The 26,830-nt window shown below is 64.2% G+C and carries 25 protein-coding genes; 15 read left to right on the forward strand and 10 right to left on the reverse strand.

Annotated elements, in window-relative coordinates; all coding sequences use genetic code 11:
* Positions 1-35: 35 nt before the first annotated feature.
* Both secB and CN311_RS18840 read right to left on the reverse strand, forming a co-directional pair.
* The gene (gene secB, locus CN311_RS18835; protein WP_097575244.1) at positions 36-536 is read right to left on the reverse strand and encodes a protein-export chaperone SecB; all 501 of its coding nucleotides are present in this window, start codon (positions 534-536) and stop codon (positions 36-38) included.
* Between the two features lie 94 nt (positions 537-630).
* Positions 631-1,131: an FxsA family protein gene (locus CN311_RS18840; protein WP_097575280.1), complete on the reverse strand. Its 501-nt coding sequence runs from the start codon at positions 1,129-1,131 to the stop codon at positions 631-633.
* A 198-nt stretch (positions 1,132-1,329) separates the two neighbouring features.
* Here CN311_RS18840 and CN311_RS18845 point away from each other — a divergent pair, with 198 nt between their 5' ends.
* The 4 genes from CN311_RS18845 (at position 1,330) to CN311_RS18860 (ending at position 4,231) form a co-directional block, all read left to right on the forward strand.
* A complete protein-coding gene (locus CN311_RS18845) occupies positions 1,330-2,037 on the forward strand; it encodes a Tim44/TimA family putative adaptor protein (protein WP_097575245.1) in 708 nt (235 codons plus the stop codon).
* Between the two features lie 135 nt (positions 2,038-2,172).
* Positions 2,173-3,339: a murein transglycosylase A gene (gene mltA, locus CN311_RS18850; protein WP_425351085.1), complete on the forward strand. Its 1,167-nt coding sequence runs from the start codon at positions 2,173-2,175 to the stop codon at positions 3,337-3,339.
* On the forward strand, positions 3,336-3,863 hold the full coding sequence (locus CN311_RS18855) for a Smr/MutS family protein (protein WP_097575247.1): 528 nt from the start codon (positions 3,336-3,338) through the stop codon (positions 3,861-3,863). The genes mltA and CN311_RS18855 overlap by 4 nt, the downstream gene beginning before the upstream one ends.
* Positions 3,863-4,231 carry a helix-turn-helix domain-containing protein gene (locus CN311_RS18860; RefSeq protein WP_097575248.1) on the forward strand — a complete coding sequence of 123 codons (369 nt, stop codon included), beginning with the start codon at positions 3,863-3,865 and terminating at the stop codon, positions 4,229-4,231. The genes CN311_RS18855 and CN311_RS18860 overlap by 1 nt, the downstream gene beginning before the upstream one ends.
* Before the next feature lie 190 nt (positions 4,232-4,421).
* Here the strand turns inward: CN311_RS18860 and CN311_RS18865 are convergent, their stop codons facing one another.
* The 4 genes from CN311_RS18865 to CN311_RS18880 all read right to left on the reverse strand — a co-directional run bounded on the left by CN311_RS18865 (position 4,422) and on the right by CN311_RS18880 (position 7,446).
* Positions 4,422-4,649, reverse strand: coding sequence for a hypothetical protein (locus tag CN311_RS18865; RefSeq protein WP_097575249.1), 228 nt, complete (start codon positions 4,647-4,649; stop codon positions 4,422-4,424).
* 151 nt (positions 4,650-4,800) lie between these two features.
* Complete coding sequence (locus CN311_RS18870; protein WP_097575250.1) at positions 4,801-5,418, reverse strand: transglutaminase-like cysteine peptidase; 618 nt, start codon at positions 5,416-5,418, stop codon at positions 4,801-4,803.
* A 144-nt stretch (positions 5,419-5,562) separates the two neighbouring features.
* Entirely contained in the window at positions 5,563-6,840 is a 1,278-nt protein-coding gene (locus CN311_RS18875; RefSeq protein ID WP_097575251.1) for a polyhydroxyalkanoate depolymerase, read from the reverse strand.
* A gap of 246 nt (positions 6,841-7,086) precedes the next feature.
* Positions 7,087-7,446 carry a septal ring lytic transglycosylase RlpA family protein gene (locus tag CN311_RS18880; RefSeq protein WP_097575252.1) on the reverse strand — a complete coding sequence of 120 codons (360 nt, stop codon included), beginning with the start codon at positions 7,444-7,446 and terminating at the stop codon, positions 7,087-7,089.
* A gap of 309 nt (positions 7,447-7,755) precedes the next feature.
* Here CN311_RS18880 and CN311_RS32635 point away from each other — a divergent pair, with 309 nt between their 5' ends.
* From CN311_RS32635 to CN311_RS18930, 10 genes are all read left to right on the forward strand, one after another.
* On the forward strand, positions 7,756-7,935 hold the full coding sequence (locus tag CN311_RS32635; RefSeq protein ID WP_097575253.1) for a hypothetical protein: 180 nt from the start codon (positions 7,756-7,758) through the stop codon (positions 7,933-7,935).
* Between the two features lie 190 nt (positions 7,936-8,125).
* Positions 8,126-9,550, forward strand: a complete 1,425-nt coding sequence (locus tag CN311_RS18890) for a pyridoxal-phosphate dependent enzyme (protein ID WP_097575254.1) — start codon at positions 8,126-8,128, stop codon at positions 9,548-9,550.
* Entirely contained in the window at positions 9,547-10,728 is a 1,182-nt protein-coding gene (locus tag CN311_RS18895) for a trans-sulfuration enzyme family protein (protein WP_097575255.1), read from the forward strand. Before CN311_RS18890 ends, CN311_RS18895 begins: the two co-directional genes overlap by 4 nt.
* A gap of 346 nt (positions 10,729-11,074) precedes the next feature.
* Positions 11,075-12,052, forward strand: a complete 978-nt coding sequence (locus CN311_RS18900; protein ID WP_097575256.1) for a GlxA family transcriptional regulator — start codon at positions 11,075-11,077, stop codon at positions 12,050-12,052.
* A gap of 130 nt (positions 12,053-12,182) precedes the next feature.
* Complete coding sequence (locus tag CN311_RS18905; protein ID WP_097575257.1) at positions 12,183-13,487, forward strand: M24 family metallopeptidase; 1,305 nt, start codon at positions 12,183-12,185, stop codon at positions 13,485-13,487.
* A 313-nt stretch (positions 13,488-13,800) separates the two neighbouring features.
* A complete protein-coding gene (locus CN311_RS18910; protein WP_097575258.1) occupies positions 13,801-14,481 on the forward strand; it encodes an isochorismatase family protein in 681 nt (226 codons plus the stop codon).
* A gap of 17 nt (positions 14,482-14,498) precedes the next feature.
* Positions 14,499-15,476 carry an alpha/beta hydrolase gene (locus CN311_RS18915; RefSeq protein WP_097575259.1) on the forward strand — a complete coding sequence of 326 codons (978 nt, stop codon included), beginning with the start codon at positions 14,499-14,501 and terminating at the stop codon, positions 15,474-15,476.
* Positions 15,477-15,742: 266 nt separating this feature from the next.
* Positions 15,743-17,383, forward strand: a complete 1,641-nt coding sequence (locus CN311_RS18920; protein ID WP_097575260.1) for an ABC transporter substrate-binding protein — start codon at positions 15,743-15,745, stop codon at positions 17,381-17,383.
* Positions 17,384-17,557: 174 nt separating this feature from the next.
* Positions 17,558-18,607, forward strand: coding sequence for a thioesterase domain-containing protein (locus CN311_RS18925; RefSeq protein ID WP_097575261.1), 1,050 nt, complete (start codon positions 17,558-17,560; stop codon positions 18,605-18,607).
* Positions 18,607-20,082: a class I adenylate-forming enzyme family protein gene (locus tag CN311_RS18930; protein ID WP_097575262.1), complete on the forward strand. Its 1,476-nt coding sequence runs from the start codon at positions 18,607-18,609 to the stop codon at positions 20,080-20,082. The genes CN311_RS18925 and CN311_RS18930 overlap by 1 nt, the downstream gene beginning before the upstream one ends.
* Here CN311_RS18930 and CN311_RS18935 read toward each other — a convergent pair whose 3' ends face one another.
* Together CN311_RS18935 and CN311_RS18940 are read right to left on the reverse strand one after the other, a co-directional pair.
* On the reverse strand, positions 20,083-22,053 hold the full coding sequence (locus CN311_RS18935) for a tripartite tricarboxylate transporter permease (RefSeq protein WP_097575263.1): 1,971 nt from the start codon (positions 22,051-22,053) through the stop codon (positions 20,083-20,085).
* A gap of 21 nt (positions 22,054-22,074) precedes the next feature.
* Positions 22,075-23,067, reverse strand: a complete 993-nt coding sequence (locus CN311_RS18940) for a Bug family tripartite tricarboxylate transporter substrate binding protein (protein ID WP_097575264.1) — start codon at positions 23,065-23,067, stop codon at positions 22,075-22,077.
* Between the two features lie 159 nt (positions 23,068-23,226).
* Between CN311_RS18940 and CN311_RS18945 the strand changes: the two genes are divergently transcribed.
* The gene (locus CN311_RS18945) at positions 23,227-24,126 is read left to right on the forward strand and encodes a hypothetical protein (protein ID WP_097575281.1); all 900 of its coding nucleotides are present in this window, start codon (positions 23,227-23,229) and stop codon (positions 24,124-24,126) included.
* Positions 24,127-24,162: 36 nt separating this feature from the next.
* Here CN311_RS18945 and CN311_RS18950 read toward each other — a convergent pair whose 3' ends face one another.
* Positions 24,163-25,656 carry a pyridoxal phosphate-dependent decarboxylase family protein gene (locus CN311_RS18950; protein ID WP_097575265.1) on the reverse strand — a complete coding sequence of 498 codons (1,494 nt, stop codon included), beginning with the start codon at positions 25,654-25,656 and terminating at the stop codon, positions 24,163-24,165.
* Positions 25,657-25,681: 25 nt separating this feature from the next.
* Positions 25,682-26,767, reverse strand: a complete 1,086-nt coding sequence (locus CN311_RS18955) for a PLP-dependent cysteine synthase family protein (RefSeq protein ID WP_097575282.1) — start codon at positions 26,765-26,767, stop codon at positions 25,682-25,684.
* Between the last annotated feature and the right edge of the window lie 63 nt (positions 26,768-26,830).

Here is a 26,830-nt window from a genome sequence, read left to right on the forward strand (position 1 = left end):
GCCGGGCTTTTCCAAACGCTACCGAGCAATCAGCCTCAGCTCACCTGGACCTTGCCGGCGGCCTGGTCTTCGGCCAGCTTCTGCTGGAACATCTGCGCGAAATCGATCGGGTCGAGCATCAGCGGCGGGAAGCCGCCATTGCGCGTCGCCTCGGCGATGATCTGCCTGGCGAACGGGAACAGTAGCCGCGGGCATTCGATGAACAGGATCGGCAGCATGTGCTCCTGCGGGAAGCCGCTGATGGCGAACACGCCGCCATAGACCAGCTCGACATTGAACAGCACTTCCTGGTCGAAGGACGCCTTGGCGTTCAGCGTCAGATTGACGTCGAACTGCTTGTCGGAAAGCGGGTTGGCGTTGACATTGACGTTGATGGCGATGCCGGGGGCCTTGTCGCGGCCGCGCAGCGAGTTCGGCGCGCCGGGGCTTTCGAAGGAAAGGTCCTTTACATACTGGGCGAGCACGTTGAGCGAGGGCTGCGCCGTGTTGCCGTTGCCATTGGCCGCGCCGGTCGGCGCGTCGTCATTGCTGGCCATTAGCCGTTGTCCTTTTGCCTCGGCAGCATTGCCGCCGGATTGAAATCGGGCGTTCGCTACCATGGCCGGCATGACAAGACAAGTTTTGCGGGCGCTATTCGTCCTTGAGGCGGCGCCACGGAGAATTGTGATCGGGGCCGCGCTTATAATCGTCGCCGCGCGAATAATCGCCATCGTCCAGATCGATGACCTTGTCGCGGGGCCGGGTCCGGAACCCGCCGGCGCCGAAATCGGTGGCCACCACGATGCGGCCTTTCAGCAGTCGCCAGGCGAGATCGCGAACCATTGGCAGGAGCAGCAAAACGGCGAAAATGTCGGTGATGAAGCCGGGGATGATGAGCAGGATGGCGGCCAGCACGATCATGGCGCCATGCGCGAGCTGGCGGCTTGGGTCGCGTCCGGCGTCCATTTCGGCGCGCACGCGCGCCATGACGCCAAACCCCTGGTGTCGGAGCAGCAGCATGCCCGCCACGCTCGAAGCCAGCACCAGCCCAACCGTCGCCAGCGCACCGACCTGGCGGCCGACAACGACGAAGCCGGCGATCTCCAGCAGAGGGAGCGCCAGCAGGAAGAGGGGAAGCAGCGAAATGCGCAAGTCGTGACCGATCGTTTCCATGTTTTGCCGGCCGGCGGGCAATCGCCGCTGGCAGTGGGCCTTTTAGATAGGTATGCCTGCCTTTGATTTGAATGATTGCAGCTTGCGTTCTATATGCTTTGGATGTTGAACGCTATGCGACCGCCGCTCTTGCTTGGCGCGCGGTCCGGCCGGAGTAGGGATTGATTGGCGGAAGATATGGGATTCTTCGACTTCGGCACGATTTTCTTTCTGATCGCGGCGGTGGTGATCTTTTTCCAGCTGCGCAATGTGCTCGGCCGCCGCACCGGCAGCGAGCGCCCGCCTTTCGATCCCTATACGGCAAGCCGCACGGGCGACAAGGACGGTGCCAAGAAGCCTGAGAACGTGGTCTCGCTGCCGCGCAAGCGGGCGCCGGGAGAGCCGGCGGACGACATCTATGCGGCGATCGACGCCTTCGCCAAGCCCGACACCGATCTCAACAAGGGCCTGCGCGCGATCAAGGACAATGATCCGACGTTCGAGCCGAAGACCTTCGTCGACGGCGCCAAGATGGCCTATGAGATGATCGTCATGGCCTATGCCGACGGCGACCGCAAGACGCTGAAGAACCTGTTGTCGCGCGAGGTCTATGAGGGTTTTGTCGCGGCCATCGGCGAGCGCGAGGCGAAATCGGAAAAGATACAGTCCTCCTTCGTCGGCATCGACAAGGCCGACATCGTCTCGGCCGAGATGAAGGGCGGCGAGGCGCATATCACGCTGCGCATCGTCAGCGAACTGATTTCGGCGACCCGCGACAAGGCCGGCGCGGTTATCGACGGCGATCCCGAGACCGTCGCCGAGGTCAAGGATGTCTGGACCTTCGCCCGCGACACGCGCTCGCGCGACCCGAACTGGAAGCTGGTCGCCACCGAGGAAGAAGATTGATCCCAATGCATGTCGCCCAAAAGTGCGTAGCGGTTTTTGGGGTTGACGACATGCATCAAGCAAACAAGCATGTCGCCCAAAAAAGCTTGCCCACGGGCTTGACCCGAGGGTGCGTAGCGGTTTTGGGATGACGACATGCATGAGAGGTCAGCTGCGAGGCCTGTCGTGTCGCTATCCCAGGCTTTCAGCGAAAAAACGTTCGATGAGCTGCCCGGCTGGGCCGAAGACGATCATCTCCAAGCCTTTGCTGCCTTTCGCCGTTCTGCCTTCCATGTCCTGACCAGGCCCTACCGCTCCGGCGCCCTCGGCATCGATTTCGGCGCCTTTGCCCAAGCCTATGCGGAAGCGCGCGCCGTTTCGCCGGCGAATCGGTTGCCATTTTCGGATCGGAAGCAGGCGAAAAACTTCTTCGAACGCCATTTTGTGCCCGCGCATATCCGGGCCGAGGATGGCGGCGCCGGCCTCGTCACCGGCTTCTACGAACCCGTGGTCGAAGCCTCGCCGGTCCGCACCGGGCGATTTGTCGTGCCGCTGCTATCCCGCCCGGCCGATCTCATCGACATCGACGACGCCAACCGGCCTTCCGGCATGGATCCCTATCTCGCCTTCGGCCGTGACACGCCGGACGGACCGGTCGAATATTTCGACCGCGGCGAGGTCGAACGCGGTGCGCTGAATGGCAAGGCCCTGGAAATCGCCTGGCTCGCCGACAAGGTGGATGCTTTCTTCATCCATGTGCAGGGATCCGCGCGGCTCATGATGACCGACGGACGGCTTTGCCGTGTCACTTATGCCGCCAAATCCGGCCAGCGTTTTACCGGAGCCGGCAAGATCCTGGCCGAGCTTGGCGAAATCCCGCTGGAAAAGGTAACGATGCAGTCGATCCGCGCCTGGTTCAGGGCGCATCCGGACCGTGTCGACCAGATTCTGTGGCAGAACCGCTCCTATATTTTCTTCCGCGAGGCGCCATTTGATGAAGCAGCCGGCGATGATCCGGATCTCGGTCCGATCGCCGCCGCCAAGGTGCCGCTGACGCCGGGGCGTTCGGTCGCGGTCGACCGCCTGCTCCATACATTCGGCACGCCCTTCTACATCGACGCACCGTCGCTGACCGCTTTCGACGCAAAACCGTTCCGGCGGCTGATGATCGCGCAGGACACCGGCTCGGCCATCACCGGACCGGCGCGCGGCGACCTGTTCGCCGGCTCGGGCGATGCCGCCGGCGAGATCGCCGGCGTCGTCCGCAACGCCGCCGACTTTTATGCGCTGATCCCGCGCCCGCTTGTTGGGTCCGCACGATGACCAGGCGCAACGACAGGCTGAGCGAGGACGACCGGGTGCTGTGGAACCTGGTGGCGCGCACGGCCAAGCCGCTGAAGGGCAAGCTTGCCGTCGATAGTCCCGAAATTGCTGCCGAGGCGAGGCCGACACCATCGCAAGCGATCCAGGCCGCCGCCAGTCCGGCAGGTGCCGCAAAGCCGAAAACGCAGCATGTTTCGCACGCGCTCGACGAGCCGACGCTGGACAAACTGTCCAAGGGCCGGCTGCCCATCGAAGGCCGCGTCGACCTGCATGGCCTGACCCAGGATGAAGCCTATTCGCTTTTGTTTTCCTTCCTGCACCGGGCGCATGCCGGCGGCGTCCGCTATGTGCTGGTCATCACCGGCAAGGGGTCGTCCTCGGGCGGCGACGGCGTCTTGCGGCGCGCCGTGCCGGCCTGGCTGTCGACACCGGCCTTCAGGCCGCTCGTCTCCAGCCACGACCATGCCGCGCGCAATCATGGCGGCTCCGGCGCGCTCTATGTCCGCTTGCGGCGGTTGCGCTGATGACCCCGTTCGGCGAGAAGCTGCGCCAACTGCGCGGCGAACGCGGCGTCAGCCAGAAGGCCATGGCCGAGGCGATCGGCGTCAGCGCCGCCTATCTGTCGGCATTGGAGCATGGCCGCCGCGGCGCGCCGACCTGGACGCTGATCCAGAAGATCATCGGCTATTTCAACATCATCTGGGACGATGCCGAGGAATTGGCCCGGCTGGCTGAAAGTTCGCACCCGCGGGTGAAGCTCGACACGTCGGGCCTTACGCCCGCCGCCACCGAGCTTGCCAACCTCCTGGCCGAAAACATCGAAAAGCTGGAAGACGCCGAGCTTCGCCGCATCACCGCATCGATCCGCGCAGCACTCGGCCGACGTCCGTAGGTTACTCCAAGGGCGTTGGCACTGGCGCGGACGCTCGCTCCACTGGAGCTTGATCCCGAAAAGTTGCAGACTTTTCGGACAAGATCATGGGCAAAAACAAAAACTTAGAGCAGGATGACCGACTCAATTTCAATTCATCCTGCTCTAAAGCGATGCCCGCCGGCGGGGAGCCAGCGGGCATGTGGCGAGATTACTTTGCGCCGGCCTGGCCGCCGCGGCCGCCGCGACCGCCGTGGTCGTGACCGCCGTTTCCACCGCCCAGGCAGTTCGAGTCGCCGTCACCGCAACAGCGGCCGCTCCACAGGTTGTTGGTCGAGGTCTTGCCACAGCTGGTGATGGTCTGGTCGGCCAGAGCGGATCCGGCCAGCGACGATACCGCGACGGCGGCGAGAAGTGTATTGCGCAAAAGTGCAGTCATCTGAATTCTCCGTGGGTTGTGTTTCCATCTACGGCCATGTGTCGCTGGCCAAGAGGATTTGGTTCACGGAGACTGCGAAATTTTTTCGCCATGCGGTGCGCGGCCGAGGGTGGCCGCTGCGATTGCTTTGGCTTGGGAAACCGCGTCCAGTCTACTGGACCGAGCCGACCAGAACCTGCTGGCCACCACGGATCGAGACCCAGCGGCCGGTGTTGTCGACCGCCTGCCGCTTGAGGAAGCGGTAGCCGGTCTGGTCCCAGGACAGAACCTTGGTGGTCAGATTGTCGAGGACGTAGTCGCCCTTGGTGGTGCGCACCGTCAGCACCGCGTGGCCCTCGCCGTCGGCCTTGCGCACGACGGTTATCAGCAGGTCGGCGAACGACACGCCGAGGCGGTTCAGCTCGCGTCGCTTTTCCAGGACATAGTCCTCGCAGTCGCCGACGCCCTTGTCGGGATAGGCCCAGACCTCGTCCTTGCCGTAGATATCGTAGTCGCTTTCCGGCTTGACGGCGGCGTTGACCCTGTCGTTGACGCCGACCAGCTTGCGCCAGAACGAGCCGGTCATGGCGGCGGGATAGAGATCGGCCGGTCGAATCGAACACTCGCCCGGATTGGCCTTGCAGAAGTCGTAGTGGCCGATCGGCTGCGATGTCGGGCCACCGGTCACCATCGGACTGGCCGCAAGGGCCGATGTCGCCCAACCCCCCGAAATCGCCAGCCCGGCCACAACGCACCGGCGCAGCTTTCTTGCCACCCTTGAGGAAATCATTGTCCCCGCTCGTCCCTTGTTGTTAACGAAACGTTAAGGGCGATTTACACTCCGTGTCAATTATGCAAACGGCGAGAATTTCGACATGGTTACCGGCAGGGCCGAAAAAGCGGCTATTGTGCAACAGCCTGCCCGCTTGCCGGCCTAGCGCTTGGCGGCGCGCACCAGCCTCGGTTTCACCGCAACGCGGTTCTGCCGGCCGTAGCTGGTGATGAAGTCGACAATGCGCGGCACGATTTCGGAGCGGAAGCGCGAGCCGTTGAAGACGCCGTAATGGCCAACCGCCGGCTGCATGTAGTGGGCGTGCCTGTCCGCGGGGATGTTGACGCACAGATCGTGCGCGGCCTTCGTCTGGCCGAGGCCGGAAATATCGTCATTCTCGCCCTCGACCGTGAACAGGGCGACATTGCGGATCGCCGACGGATCGATTGCCACGCCGCGATGCGTCATCTCGCCCTTGGGTAGGGCATGGCGGACGAACACGGTGTCGACGGTCTGCAGGTAGAACTCCGCCGTCAGGTCCATCACCGCCAGATACTCGTCGTAGAAATCGCGGTGCTTCTCGGCATTGTCGCCATCATGCTTCACCAGATGCATGAAGAAGTCCTTGTGGGCGATGATGTGGCGGTCGAGATTCATGCTCATGAAGCCGGAAAGCTGCAGGAAGCCGGGATAGACCTCGCGGCCGAAGCCCGGCACCGGCCAGGGCGCCTGCATGATGACATTGTCGCGGAACCAGTCGATGCCCTTTTCCTCGGCCAGAAGGTTGACCGCGGTCGGATTGCGGCGCGTGTCGATCGGCCCGCCCATCAGCGTCATCGTCGAGGGAACGAACGGGTCGCCGCGCGTTTCCATCAGCGCCACCGCCGCCAGCACCGGCACGGAAGGCTGGCACACCGCCATGACATGGGTGTCGGGGCCGAGCGCATGCAGCATGTCGACGATGTAATCGATATAGTCGTCGAGGTCGAAGCTGCCCTCGCCGAGCGGCACCATGCGGGCGTCGACCCAGTCGGTGATATGCACGTCGGCATGTGGCAGCATCGCCTCCACCGTGCCGCGCAGAAGCGTCGCGTAATGGCCGGACATCGGCGCCACGATCAGCAGCTTCGGATCGGGCTTGCGGCCGGCCGGAACGGCTCGCTCGAAACGGACCAGATTGCAGAAAGGCCGCGACCAGACGGTCTTTTCGCTGACCTCGACATTCTTCCAGTCGACCACCGTCGTCGCCAGGCCGAAGCGCGGCTTGGAGTAGCGGCGCGTGGTGCGTTCGAACAATTCGGCCGTCGCCGCGACCGAACGGCCCCAATGCGTGTGCGAAAACGGATTGAGCGGATTTGTATAGAGCAGGCGCACCGCATCGGCATAGAGGCGCGCCGGCTGCAGGGCGGCATGGTTCAGTTCATAGAGCTGGTAGAACATCGGGAACCCCGCGGCTGCACCAAGAGGACGACGGCAGCGCCGAACCCTAAATGTCTGCCGGGGAGGTTAGCAACAAATTGCTGCAATGCAATACGTCAGCTGCCGTGATCTATGTACTTCTTTCTGCCAAGGCCTTGGGAATCAGCGCTCGACAGCCCGAGCCGGCTCAATGTGCGCCTGCGAAAACATGGAGTCGTGTCCGGCGGGACTCTGTTTCGACCGCCGGAGCAGAATTTCCAACCAGGCTCAGACGCGTGCCATGCACACGGACGTATGGCCTGAGCTGATGAAGCCGAGCCGGCTGGCGGCGCCCTTCGACAGGTCGAGCATGCGCCCCTTGATGAACGGGCCGCGATCGTTGATGCGCACGACGACGCTGCGGCCATTGTTGCGGTTGGTCACCTTCAGCCTGGTGCCGAAGGGCAGGCTGCGGTGCGCCGCAGTCAGCGCCGAGGGGTTCATGCGCTCGCCGGAAGCGGTCTTGGAATGCAGCGCGTACCAGGAGGCACGGCCGCACTGGGCGGCGGCGGAGGAGGCGGATGCGCCGGCCATCAGGCCAGCCGCTATCGTCACCGCGACAAGCGCGGTCTTGTTGTTCTTCTTCATTGGGAGGCTCCGTTGACAGAACCGTGCCGTTAGGTGGCGAATAAGGCGAGAAATGCGGCAAACCTCCGGCAGTTCCGTGGCAAGGGCACACGTTTGGAGTCGGTACGAAACAGTCTGTCAGAGATTTTCAGCCATCGGGGCGCGAGTCTTGGCTGATACCCCATCGAATATCGCAGATGTCTGCAGCAAGATCGCACGTCGGAACATAAGTGTAGACGAGCGCGTTCGGATCGCTTCCTTGGTAATATCATCGCGGTTACGGCGAACGCGATCGGCAGAGCCAGGATCGACTTGGCGAGGAGATTCATAATGACCAGATTGATCAAGAACCTGCTGGCGCTGCTCGTGATCGCCATCGGCGTGGTGTGGTCGCTGCAAGGCATGGGCGTGGTCCAGGGCAGCTTCATGACCGGCCAGTCGCAATGGCTTTATGCCGGTATCGTCACCGCGCTGGTCGGTCTGGCGGGGCTGGTCTGGGCGAATCGTTGACGCCCGTGAACCGGTCAGGAAGTCGGTTGCCTGACCCGCGTGCCGCGACCAACAACCGGAATTTCATTCCGCATCTCGCCGGGCGATTGGCACGATCTATCTTCTTTCAGACTGCAAACGGCTGGAAAAGACGATAGGCTGACCACCTCGCCAGGGGCGGTCGCTCGCCTGTTACCACGGAGCATCTGATATGAGCGAGCACAAAACCGCCGCACCCGACACCGGCCTGCAGCGTCTGCGGCCGCCCTATGCCTCGGTCCTCGACCTGATCGGCCAGACGCCGGTCGTCGAGCTGACCAAATTCGACACCGGCAGGTGCCGGCTGTTCATCAAGCTCGAAAGCCAGAATCCCGGCGGCTCGATCAAGGACCGCATCGCCGTTTCGATGATCGCCGCCGCCGAGGAGCAGGGAAAGCTCAGTCCCGGCGGCACCATTGTCGAGGCGACGGCCGGCAACACCGGCCTCGGCCTCGCCCAGGTCGGCATCCCCAAGGGCTACCGCATCATCCTGGTCGTGCCCGACAAGATGTCGCGCGAGAAGATCCAGCATCTGCGCGCGCTCGGCGCCGAGGTGCGCATGACGCGCTCCGATGTCGGCAAGGGCCATGTCGAATATTATCAGGACATGGCCGAAAAGATCGCCGCCGAATTGCCCGGCGCCTTCTATGCCAACCAGTTCGCCAATCCGGCCAATCCGCTGGCCCATGAAACTACCACCGGCCCCGAGATATTCACGCAGCTCGAAGGCGATGTCGACGCGGTGGTCGTCGGCGTCGGCTCCGGCGGCACGCTGACCGGGCTTGGCCGCTATTTCGCCAAGGTGTCGCCGAAGACCGAAATGGTGCTGGCCGACCCTGTCGGCTCGGTGCTGGCGCCGCTGATCAAGACCGGCAAGATGGAAGAGGCCGGAAGCTGGACCGTGGAAGGCATCGGCGAGGATTTCGTCCCGCCCAATGCCGATCTGTCGCTGGTGAAAAAGGCGTACTCCATCACCGACAAGCAGAGCATGCTGGCGGTGCGCGATCTGCTGTCGAAAGAAGGCATCCTCGCCGGCTCGTCCTCGGGCACGCTGCTTTCGGCCGCATTGCGCTATTGCCGCGAGCAGACGACGCCCAAGCGGGTCGTCACCTTCGTCTGCGACAGCGGCAACAAATATCTGTCGAAGGTGTTCGACGATATCTGGCTGGCCGAGCAGGGCCTCGCCGACCATGAGCAGCACGGCGATCTGCGCGACCTGGTGATGCGCTCGCCTCGCACCGGTGACATTGTTTATGTCGGCCCGGACGAAAGCCTGCTCAACGCCTATGGCCGCATGCGCCGCTCGGATGTTTCGCAACTGCCGGTGCTGGACGAGGGCAAACTCGTCGGCATCGTCGACGAAAGCGATATCCTCGCCCATGTCGACGGCCCCTATGACAGCCGCTGGGACCGCTTCAAGGCCCCGGTCCGCACCGCCATGACCTCCAATTTGCACACGCTGCAGGCGAGCCAGACGCTGGACGCGCTGCTGCCGGTCTTCGACCGCAACGAAGTCGCTATCATCTTCGACGGCGACGAATTCGTCGGCCTGATAACCCGCATCGACCTGATCAACCATCTGAGGCGCGCCCGATGACTGTAAAAGCAACCGTATCGGGCAAGAACCGCCTGGCCTTTTCGACGCGCACCATCCATGGCGGCCAGAGCCACGACCCGCTGACCGGCGCGGTGATGGTGCCGATCTACGCCACCTCCACCTATGGCCAGCAGTCGCCCGGCGTGCACAAGGGTTTCGAATATGCCCGCAGCCAGAACCCGACGCGCTTCGCCTTCGAGCGCGCGGTGGCCGATCTCGAAAGCGGCACCGCCGCCTTCGCCTTCGCCTCGGGGCTGGCGGCGATCGCCACTGTGCTCGAACTGTTCGATTCCGGCGCCCATGTCGTCGCCACCGACGATATCTATGGCGGCTCCTTCCGCCTGATGGAGCGGGTGCGCAAGCGCTCCGCCAATTTGCAGGTCAGCTTCGTCGACTTCACCGACCTTGCCGCGGTCGAGGCGGCGATCCGCCCGGAGACGAAACTGCTCTGGGTCGAGACGCCGACCAATCCGCTGCTGCGCATCGTCGACCTCGAAGGCGTTGCGGCACTGGCGAAACGCAAAAGCCTGATCTCGGTCGCCGACAACACCTTCTGCAGCCCCTATCTGCAGCGGCCGCTGGAGCTCGGCATCGACATCGTCGTCCACTCGACGACCAAATACCTCAACGGCCATTCCGACATGGTCGGCGGCGTCGCCGTGGTCGGCGACAACAAGGATCTCGCCGACCGCCTGAAATTCCTGCAGAACGCCGTTGGCGCCATATCAGGCCCGTTCGACAGCTTTCTGGCTTTGCGCGGCATCAAGACGCTGGCGCTCAGGATGGAGCGCCATTCCACGAACGGCCTGAAGATCGCGCAGTGGCTGGAGACCCGCAAGGATGTGCGCCGCGTCATCTATCCCGGCCTCGCCAGCCACCCGCAGCACGCCATCGCCGTCCAGCAGATGCACGCCTTCGGCGGCATGATCTCCGTCGATCTCGACCGCGACCTTGCCGGCACAAAACGCTTCCTCGAACGCACGCAGCTCTTCACCCTGGCCGAAAGCCTCGGCGGCGTCGAAAGCCTGATCGAACACCCGGCGCTGATGACGCACGGCTCGATCCCGGCCGGGAAGCGGGCGGAGATCGGCATTTCGGATTCGCTGGTGCGGCTGTCGGCAGGGATAGAGGATGGGGACGATCTGGTTGCCGATCTGGATCAGGCGCTGAGGGGCTAGAAGGCGCCAATTGGCCTGTCGAAGCCTGCGCCGCCCCTCATCGCCCTGCCGGGCACTTCTCGCCGGCACGGGCAGGATTATCGCATATGGCGCTCCCCCTCTCCGTCTCGGCTTCGCCGAGCCACCTCTCCCCCACTTTGTGGGGGCGAGGAACCCAAGCTTTTCAAGGCCGCGACCTTCGGCGGTTGGCGTTTTCCTCGCCCCCATGGAATGGGGGAGAGGTGGCCGCGCAGCGGCCGGAGAGGGGGCAGCGCAGACGCTTCTCAATATAGATCTGCTACCCCTCGTTGACCCAGATCGCATCTGCCTGAATTGTAGCGTCCTGATCCTCCTGGTTCCGGAAGCTATGAACAACCGACAACGCACCCAGCCTGCGGCAAACGACGCCCCCCTTACCTTCGCCGTGCTCGTCTTCCCCGGCTTTCCGATGATGGCGTTCAGCTCGGTCATCGAGCCGCTACGCGCCGCCAACGTGCTGGCCAAGCGCGAGTGCTACCGCTGGATCATCGTCGGCGCTGCCAAAGGCCCGGTTGAGGCTTCGAACGGCGTCGTCATCCAGCCCGGCTTTTCCGCCGGCGATGCGCCGAAGGTCGACCGCATCGTCGTCTGCTCGGGTGGCGACGCCGATCATCTCGTCGCCGAGGACGCGGTGAGCTGGATCCGCAAGAGCCTGCGCGGCGGCGCCCATATCGGCGCGGTGGCCGATGCGGCGTTCTTCCTCGCCCGCGCCGGCCTGCTCGACGGCCATGCCTGCACCTTGCACTGGACCAGCCAGGCCGCCTTCACCGAGGCCTTTCCCGACATCGAGCTCCGGCGCGATCTCTATGTCATCGACCGCAAGCGCTTTACCTCGGCCGGCGGCGTCGGCAGCCTCGACATGATGCTCGAGATCGTTGCGTCGGACTATGGCGCCGAGCTTGCCGCCGGCATCGCCGAATGGTTCGTGCACAGTCCCCTTCGCTCGAGCGTCGACCGCAAGCTGATGCCGCTGCGCCTGCGCACCGGCGTCCAGAACGAGCTGGTGCTGTCGGCCATCGCCATCATGGAGGACGCGGTGGAGGAACGGCTCGCCATGACCGACCTTGCCGCCAGGCTCGGCGTCTCCTCCGACAAGCTCGAGCGGAATTTTCGCGCCGAGCTTGCCATCTCGCCCAACGGCTACTACCGCCGCCTCAGGCTGAAGCGCGCCGCCGATCTCCTGGCGCACTCCAAGCTGATGGTGCGCGACGTGGCGCTGGCCTGTGGCTTTGCCTCGATGTCGAGTTTTGCCCGGGCATTTCGCGAGGAGCATGGGCACGCGCCGAAGGTGATGCGGCGGCATTAGCGAGACGCTGGCGGGACAGCCGTAGAGCGCTGCGTAACGAGACCAAGCGGCATCTGGCACAACACCTGCGGTATTTCGCACAGCCTCTGCGCAGGGCATGGCTCATCTTCCTCGCTTCCAGGAGGCACCCATGAGCATCGTCGTTTTCGATCCCGACAGCACGGAAGATGTGGACTTTAGGGACCGCATGCGCCACCCCGCCGCCGCCGACCCCGCCGGCGGCATGTGGCTGTCCGACACCGAGCCGTCCTTCATCGATGCCGACGCGCTGCGCAAGGGCCGGCTCGCCAAATTGCGCGCCTGGATGCGCGAGGCCGGCTATGGCGGTGTCGTCCTGTTCGACCCCTACAACCAGCGCTACGCCACCGGCTCGCGCAACATGTTCGGCTATTTCCTGCGCAACTCGACGCGCTACTTCTTTATCCCCACTGAAGGGCCGATCGTGCTGTTCGAGTATCCGCAGAGCTACCATGTCTCGATGGTGCTCGACACGATCGACGAGGCGCGGCCCTCCAAGCTGGTCTGGTCCTCGGTGTCAGGCCGCGACGACGAGACCGCCGGCCCCTTCGCCAACGAGATCGCCGAACTCCTCAAGCAGCACGGCGGCGGCTCGATGAAGCTCGGGCTCGACCGCTGCAGCCATTTGCAGGCCCTCGCCCTGGAAAAGCGCGGCTGCGAGGTCAGGGATTGCCAGGGCGAGATACTGGCGGTGCGCGCAGTGAAGACGCCGGAGGAGGTAAAATGCCTGCAGGTGTCGATGGCCGGTGCTGAGGCCGCCGTCTCGGCGGTGCGCGAGGCGATCAAGCCCGGCGTGTCCGAAAACGACCTGTTCGCCATCATGTATGGCGAGGTGATCCGCCAGGGCGGCGAGTTCATCGAAACCCGGCTGCTGACCTCGGGCCAGCGCACCAATCCCTGGTTCAACGAGGCGAGCGGCCGCAAGATCCGGCCCGGCGAGCTTCTGGCGCTCGATACCGACACGATCGGCTGCTACGGTTATTACTCCGACTTCTCGCGCACCTTCCGCTGCGGGCCGGGCAAGCCGACCGATTATCAGAAAGCGCTCTACCGCATGGCGCATGACCAGGTTCAGCACAACATTTCGATCGTCAGGCCCGGCATGGCGTTTCGCGAGATCGCCGAAAAGGCCTGGAAGATCCCCGATCGCTTCGTCGACCAGCGCTATACTTCGGTCATGCATGGCGTCGGCATGCATGGCGAGACGCCGTTCATTGCGCACGCCATGGACTACGAGACCTATGGCCGCGACGGCGTCATCGTTCCCGGCATGGTGGTCAGCGTCGAGAGCTATATCGGCGAGAAGGGCGGGCGCGAGGGCGTCAAGCTGGAGGACGAGATCCTGATCACCGAGACCGGCACCGAACTTCTGTCTCGCTTCCCCTATGAGGATGAGTTTTTGGAGAAGCAGGTTTGACGCTCGTTGCGTATCTCTTGGGGACGAGCGCGGACGCCCATCGCTTCGTCATCCTAGGGCGAAGCAAGGAGCGCAGCGACGCGGCGCAGACCCTAGGATCCATGCCGCGACTTCAACGCGCTGCCTCGATGCAGGTTTTGCTCCCCTGCACTCCACGGCCAAGGCCACGGCATGGATCCCAGGGTCTCCGCGACGGAGCTTCGCTCCTGCTTCGCCCTGGGATGACGAAGTTGGGGAGGCGCCGGCCAGCCTCCACTGCTTGCGCCGGCTCGCTGAAAGGAACAGCGTTGGCCCGTAACCCAGGCGCATCCGCATGAAAACGCCCATCTCCATCAAACGCGGCACAGTGGCCGCCATCTTCATCGATCTTCAGGAGGAGCACCGGCAGGACCAGCGCTATCTCGTCGACGGCTATGAGAAAATCCTCGCCAATGTCCAGCGCCTGCAGGCGGCGGCGCGGGCCAATGGCGTGCCGCTCCATCACTGGGCCTACATCGTCGACCTCGGCGCCCAGGACCGGCCGTTCCACCCGGTCGATGCCAACGGCAAGTCGGCCTTCTCCGACAAGGACGACCCGCTGACGGCGATCTGTCACGAGGTTGCGCCAATGGATGGCGAAGCCTTGCGGATCAAGGCCGAGGCCAGCGCTTTCCGCACCGGCCCCGCGGCAGGCGAGCTCAAGGCGCGCGGCATCGAATGGCTTGTCGTCGCCGGTGTCTGGACCGAAGCCTGCATCGACGCGTCGGTCAAGGACGCCGTCGCAGCGGGCTTTCGCGTGCTTCTGGTCAAGGACGCCTGCGGCAGCGGCAGCGCGGCCATGCACCAGACCGCCATCCTCAACCTTGCCAACCGGCTCTATGGCGGCGCGGTCACCGACACCGACGGCGCCTGCCGGCTGCTTGCCGGCGAAAGCGTAACCGCCTGGCAGGTCGAAGGCTCGGTGCCTCTGCGCTTCAGCTTCGACGATGCGGCCCGGCTCTACGCCGGGCTCTGACACCGGTGCCGGGTTCGATGACCATCGATGCCGAGAGCCGGGAAGAAACCGGCCGGGGAAAATACGCCACCCGGCTCGATCCCGCGCTGTGGGATTACATTGACCGGGTCAATGGCTGGTACCCGCCCGAAATCGCCGGCCTGCCGATCGACAGGCAGCGGGCGGTCTATGACGCGATGTGCCGGGCGTTCCGTGAGGCCTACCCGGCCGGGGTCGAGGCCAGCGACGGCTCGGTTGCCGCCGGCGACCATACCGTTCCGGTTCGGCGCTACCGGACGGCGGGCGGGACGCCACAGGCGATCGTCGTCTATTATCACGGCGGGGGCTTCATCCTCGGCGGGCTCGACAGCCATGACGACATCTGCGCCGAGATCTGCGCCGGCACCGGTTTTGACGTGCTCTCAGTCGACTACCGGCTGGCGCCCGAGCATTTGCATCCGGCCGCCTTCGACGACGCACTCACCGTGTTCGAATGGGCCGCTGCGACGTCAGATCTGCCGATCGTGCTCTGCGGCGAAAGCGCCGGCGGCAATCTTGCCGCAGGGGTGGCGCATGCCTCGGGCAACCATTCTCGCCCCGCCATCGGCCAGGTGCTGATCTATCCCGGCCTCGGCGGCGACGAGAGCGCCGGCTCCTATGTCGAGCATGCGCATGCGCCGCTGCTGACGCTCAGTGACATCGAGTTCTACCGCGACGTCCGCTCCGGCAAGGCACAGTCTCTCGACGACCCGACCTTTTCGCCGTTGCGAGACAGCAATTTCTCCGGCCTGCCGCCGACCTTCATCCTCACCGCCGAGTGTGATCCGCTGTCGTCTGACGGCGAGGCCTATCGCGACCGCATCCTAGCTGCCGGCGGCCGCGCCTGGTGGCGCGAGGAGCCGCGCCTGGTGCACAGTTTCCTGCGCGCCCGCAAGACCGTGCCGCGGGCCGGCGAAGCCTTCGCCCGCATCATCGCGGCGGTCGCAGCGTTAGGCAAAGGCGACTGGCCCTACTGAGGTCGCCAAGGCCCCTCATCCGGCCGCTTCGCGTCCGGGTGAGGGGGACCTTCCGTTTGCGGAACGGCGCACAAGAACTGCGGAAGTCCGAACACTCCCCTGCGGCAGCTCGCCCTATCATCCCCCGAGGCAATGGCGCCCTGGCGATCGCACCCGTCCCCCGCGTCTGCCGATCGGCCGGGGCGCGCATTGGTTTTCGTGCATGTCGTTGTCCCAAAACCGCTGCGCACTTTTGGGCGACATGCACCAACAACAGGGGAACGACAATGAAGTTCATGTTGACCGGCAGATCATTGCATCCGCAGGCCGAGCCCGTCGCCGACGGGTTCAAGAAGGGCCATATGAACCGGCGCGAATATCTCGCCACCATGGCGGCACTCGGCGTCAGCGCCGCCGGTGCGCTGGCGCTGGGCGGCCTGGCGCCGTCCCCGGCCAGGGCCGAGGAGCCGAAGCGCGGCGGCGTGCTGCGCGTCGCCATGAACGTCAAGGGCTTCAAGGATCCGCGCACCTTCGACGGTGTCGAAATGTCCAACATCGCCCGCCAGTGCAACGAATACCTGGTCCGCTGGAACCGCGATTTCACCTTCGAGCCATGGCTGCTCGAGAGCTGGGAGACCAGCGACGACGCCAAGACGCTGACGCTGCATGTCCGCAAGGGCATAACCTGGTCGAACGGCGACACCTTCAATGCCGACGATGTCGTCCACAACCTCACGCGCTGGTGCGATGCTTCCATCGCCGGCAATTCGGTCGCCGCGCGGCTGGGCGCGCTGGTCAACGCCGACACCAAGAAAGCCGTCGATGGCGGCATCGAGCGCGTCGACGACTTCACCATCAAGCTCAATCTGCCGAAGCCCGATATTTCGCTGATTGCCGGCGTGGCCGATTATCCCGGACTGATCATGCACCGCTCCTACGATGGTGGCGACGATCCGCTGAAGGCGCTGGCGATCACCACCGGGCCTTGCGAGCTGGTGTCATGGGACGCCGAGACCGGCGCCGAGGTCCGCCGCAAGGACAAGCCGTGGTGGAAGGGCGACTTCTATCTCGACGGCATCAAATGGGTCGACTACGGCTCCGATCCCAATGCCATGCTGTCGGCCTTCGAATCGGGCGAGATCGACACCAATCACGAAACCGCCGCCGATACGGTGTCGCAGACCGAACAGATGGAGCTCGGGAATTCGGAACTCGCCACCGGCTCGACCCTGGTCGCGCGTTTCAATGTCGGCAATCCGCCCTATGACGACGTCAAGGTGCGGCGCGCTGCCCAGCTCGCGGTCGACAACACCGCAGTGTTGCAGCTTGGCATAGACAACCGGGGCAAGCCGGCCGAAAACCACCATGTCGGGCCGATGCATGCCGAATATGCCGATATCGGCCCGGCCGTGCGCAAGGTCGACGAGGCCAAGGCGCTGCTCGCCGAGGCCGGCAAGACCGATCATGAATTCGATCTCATCTCGGTCGATGTCGACTGGCAGAAGACCAGCGGCGATGCGATTGCCGCGCAGATGCGCGAGGCCGGGCTCAAGGTCAAGCGCACCGTGCTGCCGGCGGCAACGTTCTGGAACGACTGGAGCAAATATCCCTTCTCCTGCACCGAATGGCTCGGCCGGCCGCTCGGCGTCCAGGTGCTGGCGCTCGCCTATAAATCAGGCGCCGCCTGGAACGAAAGCGCCTATGCCAATCCCGAGTTCGACACTTTGCTCGACAAGGCGCTGGCCACCCCCGATGCCACCGCCCGCAAGGAGATCATGGCCAGGATCGAGCAGAACCTGCGCGATTCCGGCATCATCATCCAGCCCTATTGGCGCTCGGTCTATCGCACCTATCGTAAGGGCGTGCATGGCTGCGAGCAGCACCAGTCGCTCGAGCAGCATTTCGAGAAGGTCTGGCTCGACGCGTGATCGAATGAAGTTCCGGGCGCCTCTTCCGCCCCGCCGTCCCGGAAGTTGACGACGGGTCTTTACCGATCGCGTAATGAATGCTTGTCCGTTGCGCGACCTGCCGGTAAAAGCGAAGAAGCGTTCGCGAACCGCAGCTTCGCCGAATGCGCATTTGCATCGGTCAGGGGCTCTCCGATGAATGTACAGACCGCGATCCGGCCTGCCTATGGCATGTCAAGCGACGGGCCGGCGCATGCGATTGCCGCCATGTTCGCGGCGGAGTTGCAGGTAACGTCCGTCCAACTTGATGACAATTTCTTCGATCTCGGCTGCGACTCGCTGATGGCGGAGAATTTTGTTCTTGCCGTGCAGAAGCGGTTCGATGTGAGTCTTCAAACCTCCGTGCTCCTTGAGGCGCAGACGCCGCGTGAGTTCGGCAGGCTGATCGCATCCCTGACGCCGCTCCATCCGGCGCGCCGGCTCATCGTGCCGGTAGCCGGCAGTACCGGCCGCGAGCCGCTCGCCATGATCCACGGCATTTCGGGGTCGGCGCTCTTCGCCAACCGTTTCGGCAGGCGTCTCAAGGAAAGATACGCGGTTCTGGCCGTGCGCGGCATGGGGCTCGAGCCCGGCGAGACGCCCTGTTCCAGCGTCGCCGAGATCAGTTCCAACTATTTCGAGGGCCTGACCTCGGCGATGGGCCGCCATCCCGGCGTCGTCGGCGGCATCTGCCTGGGCGGCCTGCTGGCCATCGAGGTCGGCCGCAAGGTCTATGAAGCGACCGGCGAGCGGCCGGCGCTGCTACTGATCGATCCGCCGCCGCTCGGCTCGGCCTGGCTGAAGCCGATGGAAGACGAACGCATGACGGCCCGCAGGCGGCGCCAGATCACCCGCAAGGTCGTCTACTGGCGTACGCTGCGCGATGGTCTGAGGACGATCGGGCTCGGGCAGACGCGGCTTGGCCGCCACACCAGGCACAAGGCCTTCAAGAGCATGCTCGTCCGCGCCACGGCTGGCTTCTCTCCCGACCCATATCCTTGCGACGTCCTGGTTCTCGCCAGCTCGGAATGGGGCGCCCGGACGGTGGACCAGTACAAGGGCTGGGTGTTCGAGAAGGCCAGGATAAAGACAGTCGTCTTGCCCGGCACGCATGACAGATTTCGCGAAGCCAATATGGACGCCATCGACGACGAGATCATCGCCTTCCTCGCCGCCAGAGACGCGGCGGGGCGCGAGCGTCATTGATGAATTTCGGCCGACAGATATTGGACGCTTTCGCGGCCAATGGCGACCGCGTGGCGATGGTCAGCGGCCATTCGCGGATCACCTATGCGCAAGCCCTCGTCCAGGTCGGGCATCTCGCCGCCAACTTCAAAATGTCGGGGCTTCGGCCCGGCGACCGTGTCGGCCTTGCCATGGTCGACAATATCGACGTTGTCCTGGCCATTCTTGCCTGCTGGAAGATCGACGCCACGCCGGTGGTCATCGATTTCCGCGCGCCCAGGAGCCAGCGGGCCAGGAATATCAGGGATTTCGCGCTGGCGATGATTTTCGAAAGCCGCAGCCCACCCGGCGACGATCCCTATCCGGGCGCCATTTTTCAGGCCGACTGGAAGAACGCCTCGCCGGCCGCCCATGCCGCCCCGGCCGGCGCCACCGGTGCGCATCCGGCCTTCCTCATGTTCTCGTCCGGCACAACCGGCGATCCGAAGGCTTACATTCAGTCCCATGAGGCGCTGAGCGGACGCGTGACCGCGCGCAAGAGCACGCTCGACGGCACGGAAAAGCGCCTTCTGACGCCGATGGCCCTGTCCTATTCGGCGACACGCCATCAGATATTCAGCTATCTGCTCTATGGCGGCACGGTCAATTTCTTTCCACCGCTGTTCACGCCGTCCGAGCTTATCGAGGGATTGCTGTCGTTCCGCGCCAGCGGAACCTCGCTGCCGCCGCCGGTGATCTCGAGACTGGTGCGTGAGGTGGGTCAACCCGCGACCAGCCCGTTGCCCGACCTCCGGGTGCTCTACAGCATTGGCGGGCCGGCGCGCCCCGAGGACAAGCTTGCCGCCTACCGTTATATCTCTTCGGGCTATCGCATCTCCTATGCGTCGAGCCTCACCGGCAACATCTCGATGCTGTCCGGCCCGGATGTGCTGGCCAGGCCCGAAAGCGCCGGCCGCCCGTTTGGCGGCGTGCGCATCGACATCGTCGATGCCGAGGGGCATGTCCTTGCCAATGGCGAAACCGGGCTGATCAAGGCCTGGACGTCCACCATGGCCTCGGCGGTGCTCCTGCCAGGCAATCGGCCTTTCATCGATCCGAGGATCATGGGTCCGAACTGGGGCATGCCCGGCGACATCGGCTTTCTCGACGACGCCGGTTTCCTGACGATCGTCGATCGCGAATCCGATATGATCGTGCGCGGCGGCGTCAACGTCGCGCCGCAGGAACTGGAAAAGCTGATCCGCGCTCATCCCAAGGTGCTGGACGTCGCGGTCACCGGTTTCCCCGACGAGACGATGGGCCAGGAGATTGCGGTCTTCATCGTCACCGAGCACGGGACGGTCGACGAATTCCAGGCTTTCCTGCGCGCCAACATCAGCCCCGACCGGCGGCCGCGCGAGGTCCGGCTGGTGGCGTCGCTGCCCTACAGCGACAATGGCAAGCTGTTGCGACGTCGCCTTGTCGAGACTCTGTCGGCGCAGCCGCCGCGCGAGTAATCAGAAGATCTGCATCAGCCATGGCGTCGGCCAGGGTTGCGAAGCCAGGAGATCGAAGACGGCATACATGATCAATGTCGTCACCCCGGCGATCAGGGGCGGCGCACGCCGCGACGCCGAGCCGAACGCCAGGATCGCTCCCGCCACGAAGACAAAGGTCGCCGCCAGATGACCGATCAGCAGGACCAGCGCGGCAAGCACCAGGCACAGGCCGATAATGGCGAGATTGCCTTGCATCGCCTTTTCGCCGGAAGGCGCCCATTCGCCATTGGGCGCAGCATTTGCGACCGATGTCCGTCCGCTTTGCCTTTGTCGCCGCAGTCTTGTGGCCGTCTGAACCGATATCGCCAACGCCAGCAGCGCCAGCAGGCCGGCAGTGATCATCGGAAAGATACCGGCCTCGAAGGGAAACCAAATGGCCGCCGTGACAAAGGCCGCCACGGCAAGCACCGTCAACGCGCTGCTGGCGATCAGGTCGGGCAGCGGCTGTGGCAGGGCGCCTGTGCTGTTCCTCGCCTTGATCCAGGACACCGTCTGCCTGACCATGCCGGCGCCGGCGAGGCCAAGCAGAACCAGGACCAGCGGCTGCGTCAGCCAGGCCCAGCCCGAAATCTGGTAGGCGAGAAAGAAATAGCTCTCAAGGCTCGGGCCAAGCACGAAGCCCAGTGCAAAAGCCGAACGCGGCCAGTTGAGCTCTTTCATCGCCATGCCGCCGCCGCCGATCAGCATCAGGAGGACGAAGTCGAGTGCGCTCATATTGGTCTGGTAGGCGCCGACGACGATGAAGGTGATGACCAGGGGCACCAGCACGGTGGCCGAGACGCGGGCAATCCGCGCCAGGGGTCTGGTCAGAACCAGGCAGGTGATGGCGCCGATGATGTTGGCGAGGGCAATCGAGAACACCATCGACACGGTGACCGCCGCATTCTTGCCCAGCATGTCCGGGCCCGGGACCAGGCCATGGACGACAAAGGCACCGAGCAGGATGCTCATCGAGGCAGATCCGGGCACGCCGAAGGCGATGGTGGGGATGAGCGAGCCGCCCTCCTTGGCGTTGTTGGCGCTCTCGGGAGCGATGACGCCGCGCACATTGCCTTCCCCGAATTTCGGGCCGGGTCCCGGCCGCCGCGCCGCGTGGCCGTAGGCGATCCAGTCCAGCACGGCGATGCCGACGCCGGGCACTGCGCCAAGCAGCGAGCCGATGGCGCTGCAGCGCAAGACCAGCGGCCACTCCCGCAGCGTGTCCATCATGCCCTGGCGCATGCCGGAATAGCTCGGGATCTCCGAATTGCCCTGAATCGAACCGCGCATCAGTAGCGAGGCCAGTTCGGGCAGCCCGAACAGCCCGAGAAACACCACGACGATCGGCAACCCGTCCCAGAGATAGATCTGGCCGAAGGTCCATCTGTCGGCGCCGGCAATGTCGTCGAGGCCGACAAAGCAGGCCAGCATGCCGAGCATAGCGGCGGCGAGACCCTTCAGCGGCTGGCTGCCGGCAAGCAGCGCCACGACCGACAGGCCGAAAGCGCAGATGGCGAAGAAATCCGGCGTCTTCAGATAGAGGACGATCGGCCTGATCACCGGGATCGAAGCGGCAAGCACCAGCGCGCCGAAGACGCCGCCGATCAGCGACGCCGAATAGGAGGCGCCGAAGGCGCGCGCGGCTTCGCCCTTCTTGGCCATGGCATGGCCGTCGAGCACGGTCGCGGCGGCGCCGACCGAACCCGGAACGCCGAAAAGAATGGCCGGTATCGTGTCGGATGTGGTGTTGACCGAGCCCATGCCGAGCAGCAGCGCGAACGCCGCATAGGCGTCCATATTGTAGGTCATCGGAATGAGCAGGGCCATTCCGAACAGGCCGCCAATGCCGGGAACCGCGCCGACGATGAGCCCGGCGAAGACCCCGGCCATCAGCATCAGCAGTCGGAAAGGCTGCGCCATTTCGACGACAGCCGTGAGGATCACGTCCACCCTAGAGTCCCTGCCAGGCTCTTACTTCGCGAGATTTCTGGCGGCCTCGAACACAGCCGGATCCGCCTTCAGCTGGTCGGCGACGAACTTGCCGATCTCTTCACCGGTCGTGATGTTGATGGTCAAGTCGCCCGGCTTGGCGGCGTCCGCAAGGAATTCCGGATCCTTGCTCATGTCGACATAGGCCCTGCGCAAGCTGTCGAGCGTTTCTTTCGGCGTTCCGGGCGGCGCCATCAGCGGCAAGTGGAAATTCCGCGACGATTCGATCAGCACGGCGGCTTGATGCTTCACCGGATCCTTGATCTGGTCGGAAAAACGCGGCAGCGCCGGCGCTCCGGAAACGGTACCAGGTCCGAATGTTCCAATGACATTGAACTCGTCGAGTTTGTCGGCGACGTTGTAATAGACAAGGGCACAAAGACCCGCGACTTCGCCACGCTCGCTGGCGACCATGATCTCCGCGATACCGTCAAATCCCGTGACGATGCCGAACTTGGCAGGCAGGCCGTTCTTGACCACAGCGGCAAGGATGTAGGTCAGGCTGCTCTTGCCCGACGCCCCGAGGAGAAACTCGCTCTGCAGGAACTTGTCCATCGTGTCGATGCCGGAGCTTTTTGTGGTGATGCAGATGGATGGTTCCTTCGACAAGGAACCGATCCACTGCATCGAAAGCGGATCGAAATCGGCGTTTGCCGGGTCAAGCACCGGTGCGAAGGGCATGGCTTCGCTGACCGAGGCGATGACGCTGCCGTCCGCGGGTTCGCTGCCCAGCATCATCTTGGTGAGTTTCAGGCTGCCGCCACCCGGCACGTTCTGCACGACGACGGACGGATTGCCCGGCAGGAACCGGCCAAGGTGCCGCGCGACCAGGCGTGAGGTCAGATCGTAATTTCCCCCGGCGCCATAGCCGACCTTGATCGTGACCGTCGTGAATTCGACCGCCTGTGCCTGCAGGCACATCGCGAACGCGATGCCGACGGCGAAGAAAGCGCCACGCAGCCTAGTTGAAAGCATGCCCACCCCTCAGCTTCATAATCAGGTTTTTGGCGCTACCCGCCAGACAGCGGTTATCGCCAAGTTACGCCTGCCATGCAAGCAACCTTGCGCAGGATGCTTGTCGCGGCACCGGCTTCGGCCTATGGATTGGATGGTTCATCCGTGGCTTGCGCGAAAATGACCTCGAAGCCGCTCAAAACGCTCAATGATCTGCTCCACCAGAATTGGCCCGTCCGAAAAGCCAAATCCATCCGCAACAGGCTGGTCGAAGGCAGTTTCCGGTCACAGGGTGTCGCCGAAGGCCGGGGTTTTGCCGCGCATTTGCAATCCACCGGCTCGCGAAACTTCTGCTTCAGCATCGCCTTCAACACGCCCTGGGTCATCGATGTGCTCACCCGGGCCTGGCAGCTTCACGCCTCCGGAATGACGCTGGTCGTCATCGACAATTCGTCCAGGCAACCGGCGCGCAAGATCATCGAGGACATCTGCCGGGCGCGCGGCGTTGCCTATTTCGGTCTGCCGCGGAATCGGGAAACCAATCCCAACCGGTCGCATGGCATCGCCATGAACTGGACCTTCCACAACATCGTGCGGCACCTCAAGCCCGAACTGTTCGGCTTTCTCGACCACGATTGCTTTCCCGTCGCCGCTGTCGATATTACGAAGGCGATGGAAGCAAAGGTCGCCTATGGCTCAAGGTGGCTGGCCAAGCGCGGCCTCGAGGGATGGTTCCTCTGGGCGGGCCTGTGCTTTTTCCGCTTCTCTTCCGTGGAAGGCCTCGACATGGATTTCACCCCCCGCTTCGAACGCGGAATGGATACGGGCGGGGGAAATTGGCCGCTATTATATCGCCAACTCGACCCGGGCGACGTCGCCACCGTGGACAGGAAGGCGGTCAGCCTGCAACTCGACGGCGTCCAGGCGGACTACCGCATGCTGGGCGACATCTTTTTCCACGTGCGCGGCGCCTCGCACCGGAAGTCGATCGACACGAAACGCTATCGCCGGCTGATGTCGGACCATCTGTGGGAAACCTATCTCGGTGGCGGGGAAGGTAGGTTCGTCGATGATGTCTGATGACAGGAACATCCTCCATGCCCTTCTGTGAGGGTACTAGCGCGACCTCAAGATCTCCTTCCCAAGGCGCACTGTTTCGCGCACCAGCAGGTCCAGATCCTCGCGCCGGGTGCGGTGATTGTTGATCGCCACCCTGAGGCAATGCTGGCCATGCACCGTCGTGTCCGAGAGGACGGCGATGCCTTCTTCCTGCAGCCTCAGCATGATCTCGGTGTTGAGCGCCTTCAGCGCCTCGCCCGTCAACTCCTCGCCCGCCTGTCCATCGCCGCGATAGCGAAAGCAGACGATGTTGATGCTGGTCGGCGCCGTCAACTCGAGCGTCGGCTCGGCCTCGATCAGCCCGGCGAGCGTGTGGCCCTGGGCGATGTTCTGATCGATCAGCCGGCCGAATTTCTCGACGCCATGCTCCTTCAACGCCATCCACACCTTCAGCGCGCGAAAACCGCGCGACGTCTGCAGGCCGTAATCATGCAGCCATTGTCCGGAGGCGAGCCCGCGTGGCGTCGATTCCAGATATTCCGGCGTGACCGCAAACGTATCGCGATGCGAGGCGCCGTCCCTGACCAGCGCGCAGCCGACCTCGAACGGCGCGTGCAGCCATTTGTGCGGGTCGAGCGCGATCGAGTGGGCGCGTTCGATACCGGCGACACGATGGGCATTTTCCGGTGCAATAGCCATCAGGGCGCCGATGCAGCCGTCGACATGGAACCAGAGGTCCTCCTCAGCGGCCACCCTTGCCAGCGCCTGCAGATCGTCGATCGCGCCGGTGTTCACCGTGCCTGCCGTGCCGATGACGCAGGCCGGCTTGAAGCCTGCCTTGCGGTCCTCGGCGATCGCCTTGCGCAACGCGTCGATGTCGATTCGCAATCCGGCATCGGTCGGGATGCGCCGCAGCGCCCGGTTGCCGAGGCCGAGCGCTTCCATTGCCTTGCGATGGCAGGAATGGATCTGGTCCGAGCCGTAGAAGCGCAACGGCTTGGTCATGGCGGCGACGCCATATTCGCGCACGTCTACGCCGGCCTTGGCATTGCGCGCCACGGTCAGCCCGATGATATTGGCCATCGAGCCGCCGCTGACCAGCGTGCCGCTGGCGGATTGGGGAAAGCCCAGCATCTGCTTCATCCAATCCACCACCTGGCTGTCCATAAGGGCGGCGGCATGGTTGCCGCCGCCGAGATTGGAGCCCTGGATCGCCGCCAGGAAATCGCCGAGCGCACCGGTGAAATTGCTCGACCCCATGTACCAGGCCCAGAAGCGCGGATGGATATTGCCCATCGGATAGGCCATCAGTCTCTCGACGACGTCGCCATAGACATCGGCCAGCGGCGATGGCGATTGCGGCAGGGACGCGGTGAAGAAGTCCCTCACATCTCCAGGCATCTCCCGCCACACCGGCCGCTCTCTGACATCACGCAGGTAAGCGACGGCATCGTCGACGATCCGATGCGACAGGACCTGCACATCGGCCCAGTCCGGGGGGTCAAGCGTTTCCTCGGTGGTCGTGGCGGTGAATCCAGACGGCGTGTCCATGCAGGTCGCTCCCGATATGTCGCTGTCACGCCGGAAACTGGCAGCCGGGCGTCGACTGCGAGAGCGCGATCTCCTCGGCGTCCATCTCGGCCTCGATGCCGTCGAACAGCGGCGTCGTCATGTAACGCTCGCCGGTGTCGGGCAGCATGCACAGGATCACCGAACCGGGTGCTGCCATTTCCGCCACCCGGTGCGCCACTGCGAAGGTGGCGCCGCCGGAAATGCCGGTGAAGATGCCTTCCTTCTGCGCCAGCGCCTTGGCCCATTTGATGCCTTCCGGCCCGGGAATGGGCATCACCTCGTCATAGAGGCTCTTGTCGATCGCCTCTTGCAGCACGTCAGGGATGAAATCCGGGGTCCAGCCCTGGATCGGGTGCGGCTCGAAGGCCGGGTGGCTGGCGGCGGGCGCGCCACCGGCGCCGCGCTCCTGCGCCGTGCCGCTGCCGATGAGCTGGGCATTGGCCGGCTCGGCCAGCACGATCCGCGTCTCCGGCCGCTCGCGCCGCAGCACGCGCCCAACGCCGACGACCGTGCCGCCGGTGCCATAGCCGGTGACGAAGCAGTCGAGCCGCGCGCCGGCGAAGTCGTTCATGATCTCGCGCGCTGTCGTCGCCTCGTGGATGGCGGCATTGGCCTTGGTCTCGAACTGACGGGCCAGGAACCAGCCATTGGCTTCCGCCAGCTCCACCGCCTTCTTGTACATGCCGAAGCCTTTCTGGGCGCGCGGCGTCAGCACCACCTTGGCGCCCAGCATGCGCATAAGCTTGCGCCGTTCGATGGAGAAACTGTCGGCCATCGTCACCACCAGCGGATAACCCTTCTGCGCGCAGACCATGGCCAGCCCGATGCCGGTGTTGCCGCTGGTCGCCTCGACGACGGTCTGTCCCGGCTTCAGCGCGCCGCTGCGCTCGCCCTCCTCGATGATGTTGAGCGCCAGCCGGTCCTTCACCGAGGCCGCGGGATTGAAGAATTCCGCCTTCACATAGATGGTCGCATGGGCCGGGCCGAGATTGTTGATCCGGATCACCGGCGTATCGCCAACCGTGTCGAGAATGCTGTCGAAGCGGCGGCCGCGGCCGGCCGTGGTTCTGATTTTCTGTTTATGCAACATGTCGATCTCCTCGATCTTGTCATCATTGTTTGTGGTCACGCGCCGGTTACAAACCGGCGGATT

The sequence above is a fragment of the Mesorhizobium sanjuanii genome (assembly GCF_002529485.1).
Classification (GTDB): domain Bacteria; phylum Pseudomonadota; class Alphaproteobacteria; order Rhizobiales; family Rhizobiaceae; genus Mesorhizobium; species Mesorhizobium sanjuanii.

Coding starts and splice junctions, on each gene's coding strand:
- CN311_RS18955 (WP_097575282.1), bottom strand. CDS start 26,767: ATGTTGCATAAACAGAAAATCAGAACCACGGCCGGCCGCGGCCGCCGC.
- CN311_RS18860 (WP_097575248.1), top strand. CDS start 3,863: ATGACCCCGTTCGGCGAGAAGCTGCGCCAACTGCGCGGCGAACGCGGC.
- CN311_RS18845 (WP_097575245.1), top strand. CDS start 1,330: ATGGGATTCTTCGACTTCGGCACGATTTTCTTTCTGATCGCGGCGGTG.
- CN311_RS18865 (WP_097575249.1), bottom strand. CDS start 4,649: ATGACTGCACTTTTGCGCAATACACTTCTCGCCGCCGTCGCGGTATCG.
- CN311_RS18880 (WP_097575252.1), bottom strand. CDS start 7,446: ATGAAGAAGAACAACAAGACCGCGCTTGTCGCGGTGACGATAGCGGCT.
- CN311_RS18870 (WP_097575250.1), bottom strand. CDS start 5,418: ATGATTTCCTCAAGGGTGGCAAGAAAGCTGCGCCGGTGCGTTGTGGCC.
- CN311_RS18900 (WP_097575256.1), top strand. CDS start 11,075: ATGAACAACCGACAACGCACCCAGCCTGCGGCAAACGACGCCCCCCTT.
- CN311_RS18895 (WP_097575255.1), top strand. CDS start 9,547: ATGACTGTAAAAGCAACCGTATCGGGCAAGAACCGCCTGGCCTTTTCG.
- CN311_RS18875 (WP_097575251.1), bottom strand. CDS start 6,840: ATGTTCTACCAGCTCTATGAACTGAACCATGCCGCCCTGCAGCCGGCG.
- CN311_RS18950 (WP_097575265.1), bottom strand. CDS start 25,656: ATGGACACGCCGTCTGGATTCACCGCCACGACCACCGAGGAAACGCTT.
- CN311_RS18905 (WP_097575257.1), top strand. CDS start 12,183: ATGAGCATCGTCGTTTTCGATCCCGACAGCACGGAAGATGTGGACTTT.
- CN311_RS32635 (WP_097575253.1), top strand. CDS start 7,756: ATGACCAGATTGATCAAGAACCTGCTGGCGCTGCTCGTGATCGCCATC.
- mltA (WP_425351085.1), top strand. CDS start 2,173: ATGCATGAGAGGTCAGCTGCGAGGCCTGTCGTGTCGCTATCCCAGGCT.
- CN311_RS18930 (WP_097575262.1), top strand. CDS start 18,607: ATGAATTTCGGCCGACAGATATTGGACGCTTTCGCGGCCAATGGCGAC.
- CN311_RS18890 (WP_097575254.1), top strand. CDS start 8,126: ATGAGCGAGCACAAAACCGCCGCACCCGACACCGGCCTGCAGCGTCTG.
- CN311_RS18855 (WP_097575247.1), top strand. CDS start 3,336: ATGACCAGGCGCAACGACAGGCTGAGCGAGGACGACCGGGTGCTGTGG.
- CN311_RS18910 (WP_097575258.1), top strand. CDS start 13,801: ATGAAAACGCCCATCTCCATCAAACGCGGCACAGTGGCCGCCATCTTC.
- secB (WP_097575244.1), bottom strand. CDS start 536: ATGGCCAGCAATGACGACGCGCCGACCGGCGCGGCCAATGGCAACGGC.
- CN311_RS18920 (WP_097575260.1), top strand. CDS start 15,743: ATGAAGTTCATGTTGACCGGCAGATCATTGCATCCGCAGGCCGAGCCC.
- CN311_RS18945 (WP_097575281.1), top strand. CDS start 23,227: ATGACCTCGAAGCCGCTCAAAACGCTCAATGATCTGCTCCACCAGAAT.
- CN311_RS18915 (WP_097575259.1), top strand. CDS start 14,499: ATGACCATCGATGCCGAGAGCCGGGAAGAAACCGGCCGGGGAAAATAC.
- CN311_RS18940 (WP_097575264.1), bottom strand. CDS start 23,067: ATGCTTTCAACTAGGCTGCGTGGCGCTTTCTTCGCCGTCGGCATCGCG.
- CN311_RS18925 (WP_097575261.1), top strand. CDS start 17,558: ATGAATGTACAGACCGCGATCCGGCCTGCCTATGGCATGTCAAGCGAC.